This window comes from Rhizomicrobium sp. (assembly GCF_056722145.1).
Genome location: NZ_JBWZET010000058.1, coordinates 1 through 7016 on the forward strand (window position 1 = coordinate 1; position 7016 = coordinate 7016).

Genomic DNA, 7016 nt, shown 5'->3' on the forward strand with positions numbered 1-7016 from the left:
CCCATCGAATGACGGATGCGGTTCAGCCATTTGCGCGGCAGGCCGAGACCGTCGCGGTCGTAGAATTCCGGAATGATCTTATGCTCGAGCACATCGTAAAGGCTCTCGATGTCGATCGCATCGACGCCTTCGGCGGTACCGCCCGAGCCGTCTCCGATCGACCAGCCGACATCTTCGGTGAAGGCTTCGTCCCACCAGCCGTCGAGGGTCGAGCAATTGATGCCGCCATTGACCAGCACCTTCATGCCCGAGGTGCCGCAAGCTTCCCAGGGCCGGCGCGGGGTGTTGATCCAGACGTCGACGCCCTGGGTCATCTCCTGAGCCAGCGAAATGTCATAGTCCTCGAGGAACACGACGTTGCGGCGATAGCGTGGATCGCGGGCAAGATTGATCCATTCCTGGATCATGCCCTTGCCGACGTTGTCGGCGGGATGGGCCTTGCCGGCGACGACGATCTGTACCGGGAACATCGCGTTGTGCAGCAGCTTGTCGAGGCGGGAGAGATCGCGCAGCAGCAGGTTGGGGCGCTTGTATTCGGTGAAGCGGCGGGCGAAGCCGAGGGTCAAGACGTTGGGATCGAGCACGGTGTCGGCCTTCTGCACCTGTTCGAGGTCGAAGCCGCCCTCCCGGAGCTGACGGCCCAAGTGATAGCGGGCATAACGCACCAGACGCTGGCGGCCCTCGCCGCGCATCGCCCACAACTCCTCGTCGGCAATGGTGTCGGGGATCGGCATGCGATCCTTGCCGGTCGGCGTGCGCCAGCGGCCCTTGCCGAGAATCTTGTTCCACACCCGGTCGGAGCCGGCCGAATCCCAGGTCGGGATATGGACGCCGTTGGTGACATAGCCGATCGGCACTTCGCAGCTCGGCCAGCGCGGGAACAGCGGCTGGAAGATGCGCCGGCTGACTTCACCGTGCAGACGTGAGACGCCGATGGTGATGGCCGAGCCGCGCTGGGCCAGGAACGCCATGTTGAACGGCTCGTCGGGATTGTTCTGGTCGGCGCGGCCGAGCGCCAAAACATGCTCGAGCTTGACGCCGCGACCGTGCAAGGCGCCTTCCACATAGGGCAGGTACTTGCGCAGCAGCTCGGCGGGAAAGCGGTCGAAGCCGGCGGCGACCGGCGTATGCGTCGTGAAGACGTTGCCGGCGCGGGTCGCCCACAAGGCTTCCCAGAAATCGAGATTCGACTTGAGCGCCAACTGGCGGGCGCGCTCGATGATGGCGAAGGCGGCGTGGCCTTCGTTGACGTGGCAGATTTCGACTTCGGGATGCAGCGCCTCGATCACCCGCCAGCCGCCGACGCCGAGCACGATTTCCTGCATCAGGCGCAGTTCGGGGCCGCCGCCATAGAGTTTCGCGGTGATGCCGCGATCGAGCGGCGAGTTGACCGGATCATTGGAGTCGAGGAGATACAATGTGACGCGGCCGACCGTCGCTTTCCAAACCCGCAGGTGAACGACGCGGCCCGGCATTTCGAGGCCGATCCGAAGCCAGCCGTCTTCCGGCAGAATCACCGGCTCGACCGGCAGCGCCGAAGGTTCGTTGTAGGGATAGAACTCCTGCTGCATGCCGCGCCCGTCGATAAGCTGGCGGAAGTAGCCTTCCTGATACAAGAGGCCGATGCCGATCACCGGGATGTCGAGATCCGACGCCGATTTCAGCACGTCGCCGGCCAGAATACCGAGACCGCCGGCATAGATCGGCAGCGCCGAACCGAGGCCGAATTCCATCGAGAAATAAGCGACGCCGCCGAGCTGTTCGGCGCGGCCGGTATCGCGGAACCAGCCGGGCGTATTGAGATATTCGTTGCGGGCGTTGACGAAGCCGTTGAGCTTGTCCACGAACTTCGGGTCCTGCGCCAGCTGCTTGAGGCGCTCGCGGCTCGCCCCCTGCAACACCGTCCAGGGATTGAGCGTGCGCTCCCACAGCTTCTCGTCGATGTGACCCCAAATGGCGTCGCCTTCGTGGCTCCACGTCCAGCGCAGGTCGAGCGCGATCTGCTGCAAGGCGGCGATTTCACTGGGCAGTTCGAGAAGCGGGATGGTGACCATGGCGGGGTTCCGAAATTCCTGTCGAAGGGCTGATGAGCCGGATCGGGGGCGAGCCAATCCGGCCCCCACGGAATACTTCGCCGATTTTTATTAAAATTGTACCGGACACAAGGCGATTTCCGCAGAAAACCTGGACGGAAAGGGTAAACGAGTTCTTAACGAGCAGCCTGCTCCCACCCCTGCCCAAAAAACAAGCCCCCGCGGAGGCGAGCCATGGCTGAGGCTGAAATGGTAGGTTGTGCGAACGCCGTTCGGATAAATCAGGATGTTCGGCGGCGAAAGCAACTCTTCACCACAGTCGCCAAACCCAAGCTGCGCGTGGGCTCCGGTTCGCCCATGAAAAAACCTCCCCCCGCGGGTTCGCAGAGGGAGGCTTTCATTCAAACGCGATGTGTCAGATCAGACCTTCTGGCACTGCGCGACGATCGATTCGATCAGTTCCTGCTTGCCGGACACCGGCTTCGGGTCGAGCTTCTTCTCGGCCGCGATGTCGGCGAGCTGCGCCAGGCTGTACTTGCCTTCGGCGATTTCCTTGCCGAACGGGGTCGACCAGCCGGCATAGCGGGCGGCCTTGGCGTCGGCCAGGCGCTTGTCCTTGATGATCGCTTCGGCCGACAGCACGGCGCGGGCCAGCGTATCGATGCCGGCGATGTGCGCGACGTAGAGGTCGTTGATGTCGATCGACTGACGGCGCAGCTTGGCGTCGAAGTTGCAGCCGCCGGTGGCGAGGCCGCCGTTCTCGAGGATCGGCAGGAACGCGACCGACAGGTCCTGGGCGTTGTTCGGGAACTGGTCGGTATCCCAGCCCGAGCGCGGATCGCCGCGGTTGATGTCGAGCGAGCCCATGATGCCGAGCGCGTAGGCGGTCGAGACTTCATGCTCGAAGTCGAGGTTCGCCAGCGTGGCGTGGTTGACTTCGATGTTGACCTTCACCTCCTTCTCGAGGCCGTTCTTCTGCAGGAAGCCGAAGACGGTGGCGGTGTCGCGGTCGTACTGGTGCTTGGTCGGCTCGAACGGCTTCGGCTCGATCAGGATCGTGCCCTTGAAGCCGATCTTGTGCTTGTGCTCGACGACCATGTTGAGGAAGCGGCCGAAGTGCGCCAGTTCCGCCTTGAGGTCGGTGTTGAGCAGGGTGTCGTAGCCTTCACGGCCGCCCCACAAGACGTAGTTCTCGCCGCCGAGACGGTGGGTGGTCTCCATGATCGCGCGCACCTGGGCGGCGGCATAGGCGAACACGTCCGGGTTCGGGTTGGTGGCGGCGCCGGCCGCGAAACGCGGATGGCTGAACAGGTTCGCCGTGCCCCACAAGAGCTTGACGCCGGTCTGCGCCATCTTTTTGGCGAAGACGTCTTCGATGTGCTTGAGGTTGTCGATGTGCTCGCCGAGCGTATGGGCTTCGGCAATCGCGTCGAGGTCATGGAACGCGAAATAGGGCGTGCCCAGACGGGTGAAGAAATCGAACGCCGCATCGGCCTTCTGCTCGGCCAGGGCGCGGGTCTCGGTGCCGCCCCACGGACGGTCCCAGGTGCCGCCGCCGAACATGTCGGCGCCGAACGAGGCGAACGAATGCCAATAGGCAACGGTCAGGCGCAGCCAGTCGCCCAGCTTCTTGCCGAGGACGACGCGGTCCTTGTCGTAGACCTTGTAGGCCAGCGGATTGGTGCTATCGGGACCTTCGTACTTGATCGGTCCTACTTCCGAAAAAATGCTCATTTGCCAAACTCCCTGAAAGAGGATTTGAGGTTCTTGTACAGGTCCACGAACAGGGCCCGCCGCGGCGCCATTTCGGCCTGGAGCGCGGGCACAGGTTCAACGACTCGCGACACCTTGGGTGCCGTGCACACGGTCACCGGATCTTCTCCGGTATCGGCCAGCCGGCCAAGCCGGGCTGCACCAAAAGCACCGCCCACTTCGCCGCCTTCGCGGTAGGTGAGCGGAATATCGAGCGCCGATGCGAGCATCGGGCCCCAGAACGGCAGCCGCGCGGCGCCGCCAACGACGGTGGTGTCATTGATGGTCGATCCGGCTTCGCGCAACACATCGATGCCGTCGGCAAAGGCAAAGGCGACGCCTTCGAGCACCGCATAGGCGAGATCGGCCTGGGTGGTGTCGGCGCCGAGGCCGAAGAACACGCCACGGGCATAGGGATCATTGTGCGGCGTGCGTTCGCCGCTGAGATAGGGCAGGAAAATCGGCGTCGTCTTCTTGAGGCCGCGACGCTCGGCGCCCGCCACCGTTTCGACCACGTCGTTGATGCCGGTGAGGTTGGCGACCCAGTCGATCGCCGACGCCGCCGTCAGGATCACCGCCATCTGGTGCCAGACGCCCGGAATGCAATGGCAGAACGCGTGCGCCGCTTTCTCCGGGTTGGGACGGAACTGGTCGTTGACGACGAACAGCACGCCCGAGGTGCCGAGCGACAGGAACGCCTGGCCCGGCGCCACGACGCCGACGCCGACGGCCGAGGCCGCATTGTCGCCGCCGCCACCCGCCACCACGACCTGCGGCAGGCCGAGTTCCTCGGCCGCTTCCGCGGTCAGCTTGCCGGTCGGCGCGGTGCCTTCCACCGCCCTCGGCATGTTCTCGCGGGAGAGATCGGTCGCCTTCAACATATCGTCCGACCAGTCGCGCTTGCCGACATCGAGCCAGAGCGTACCGGCGTTGTCGCTCATGTCGCCGGCCTTCTCGCCGGTGAGCTTGAGGCGGACATAGTCCTTCGGCAGCAGCACAGTCTTCACCTTGGCGAAGACGTCGGGCTCATGATGCTTGACCCACAACAGCTTCGGCGCGGTGAAGCCCGGCATCGCGATATTGCCGGTAATGGCGCGGGCGCGCGGCTCGATCTTTTCGAGCTCGGCGCATTCGGCGCCGGAACGGCCGTCATTCCACAGAATCGCCGGACGGAGCGGCTTGTCGGCTGCGTCGAGCAGCGTGGCGCCGTGCATCTGGCCCGACAGGCCGATGCCCTTGACCGCCTGGCGGCCCTTTTCCGGCAGTGCCCGAACCGCCGCGACGGTCGCCCGCCACCACGCATCGGGATTCTGCTCCGACCACAACGGATGCGGTCGCTCGACCGCAAGCGGGGCCGAACCCTGCGCAAAAAGTTGTCCCTGGTCGTCCATCAGGACGGCCTTCACACTGGATGTGCCGATATCGATGCCGAGATACATCGTTCCTGTTGCTCCCCGTTCCAGCCGGTTTGTCCGGTTGGGATTATCTGAGTACGCTTGTCGGATTACTTGGTAGCGTTATCATACACCGGAACAGACCAACGCCAAAAGACAAATTAGCGCTCCCCGCTGAATTTGTCATATGCGCCGAGGCCTCAGAAAACGTAAGTAAATCAGTCCAGCAGCGCCTCAAAATTCTCGTAAGCGGCGAGCATCGCAGCCGTGAACTGGGCGTTCTCCACAAGCTCCGCGGGGAACACCTCGCGGACCGCCAGAAACTTCGGCACGTCCACCGCCGCGACCCCGGTCAGGCTGCGCCCGATCTCCAAGAGGTTGTCGTTCAGCGGGTCCTGCAGAGCGATCCCGGCCTTGGCCTGACGGCCAATAAAGCGCATCCAGGCGCCAAGCGAGATGGTGAAGCGGCGGATCGGCCGGCCACCCTTCAAGGCATCCTGGAGCGGCCCGAGAATGCGATAGGGCAGCTTCTGCGAGCCGTCGGAGGCGATCTGGATCAGCTTGTGAGTCAGCGCCGGATTGCGGAAGCGATCCAACAGATCGCTGATATAGGCATTGAAGTTGAGGCCCGGCGTCTTGTGCAGGGTCGGCACGATGTCTTCGCGCATCATGAGTTCGACGGCGTGGGCGAGCTTGGCATCCGCCATCGCTTCGCCGACCGAGTCGCGGCCGCGCATCAGGCCGGCATAGGCGAGCGTCGAATGGGCGCCGTTGAGAAGGCGCAGCTTGGCGAATTCGTAGGCAGCGACGTCTTTCGTCATCATGACGCCGACGGACGCCAGATCGGGGGCGCCCTCGCCGAGCTGGTCTTCCACCACCCACTGCAGGAAGGCTTCGCGCTGCACCGGCGCTTCGCAGCGCAGACCGGTTTCGCGCGCGATACGCTCGATCAGGTCCGGCGTCGCGGCCGGCGTGATCGAATCGACCATGGTGGACGGGAACGTGACGTTGTCGACGATCCAGGCAAGCAGATCCTTGTCGCCGCGCGCCTCGGCAAACTTGAGCACGGCGCCGTGCAGCTTGTGGCCGTTCATCACCATGTTGTCGCAAGACACCGGCACGAACGGAACCATGCCGGCGGCCTTGCGGCGCGCGAGGCCTTCGGTGATCCAGCCGATCAGCGTGCCCGGCGTGGTGGGATGTTCGAGATCGGCTTTGACGGCCGGATTGTTGAGATCGAGTTCGCCCTTACCGTCGAGGTAATAGCCTTTTTCGGTAACCGTCGAGGTGACCAGCTTCACATTGGGATCGAGCAGACGGGCAAAAATCGCATCGGCCTGGCCGTGCGCCTTGAGATATTCGGTGTGCGAACCAACCACGCGATAGCGGATTTCGGCATCCAGCTCCGCGACCATGTAGAGATTGTCCTGAACGGCGGCGTTTTCCATCAAACCGTTCGGCATCAACTCGGCGCCGGAGATCGCCCAGCGCGGATCCGAAGCAAGCAGCGAGTCGAAATAGCAGGCCTGGTGACCGCGGTGGAATGCACCCGGTCCGAAATGCACGATACCGATCGTGGTCTTGCTACGATCGTATTTCGGCACGACGACGCCCGGCTTAGCGAGCGACAAGGTCTTGGTCGAAAGGCGGGGCGCGTTGGCGTGGGGCGTGTTCATGGACGCGCCTTTTACACCACCGAAAGCCCCTCCTGCGAGGGGAAACGCTCGCGGCGTGGTGCCGCTAACATAAAAATGAAGACAGCGCTGTCGGGACCTTTTGCAAGCATAGCGCGATCACGAAAAAAAGCGGCGCACCCCGCTCTGGGATACGCCGCAGC

Annotated in this window: 4 protein-coding genes; all 4 read right to left on the reverse strand. The window is 63.7% G+C overall.

The window, feature by feature from the left end; all coding sequences use genetic code 11:
• The coding region (glgP, locus tag AC1P6P_RS03330; RefSeq protein WP_481401016.1) for an alpha-glucan family phosphorylase at positions 1-2054 on the reverse strand (2054 nt) is incomplete at its 3' end.
• A gap of 399 nt (positions 2055-2453) precedes the next feature.
• Positions 2454-3767, reverse strand: coding sequence for a xylose isomerase (gene xylA / locus AC1P6P_RS03335; protein ID WP_481401017.1), 1314 nt, complete (start codon positions 3765-3767; stop codon positions 2454-2456).
• Positions 3764-5224: a xylulokinase gene (xylB, locus tag AC1P6P_RS03340; protein WP_481401018.1), complete on the reverse strand. Its 1461-nt coding sequence runs from the start codon at positions 5222-5224 to the stop codon at positions 3764-3766. The genes xylA and xylB overlap by 4 nt, the downstream gene beginning before the upstream one ends.
• A 173-nt stretch (positions 5225-5397) precedes the next feature.
• Positions 5398-6855, reverse strand: a complete 1458-nt coding sequence (locus tag AC1P6P_RS03345) for a mannitol dehydrogenase family protein (RefSeq protein WP_481401019.1) — start codon at positions 6853-6855, stop codon at positions 5398-5400.
• Between the last annotated feature and the right edge of the window lie 161 nt (positions 6856-7016).

What these genes read in the sequence shown, in the direction of transcription:
- xylA (WP_481401017.1), bottom strand. Translation starts at nt 3,767, where the DNA reads ATGAGCATTTTTTCGGAAGTAGGACCGATCAAGTACGAAGGTCCCGAT.
- xylB (WP_481401018.1), bottom strand. Translation starts at nt 5,224, where the DNA reads ATGTATCTCGGCATCGATATCGGCACATCCAGTGTGAAGGCCGTCCTG.
- AC1P6P_RS03345 (WP_481401019.1), bottom strand. Translation starts at nt 6,855, where the DNA reads ATGAACACGCCCCACGCCAACGCGCCCCGCCTTTCGACCAAGACCTTG.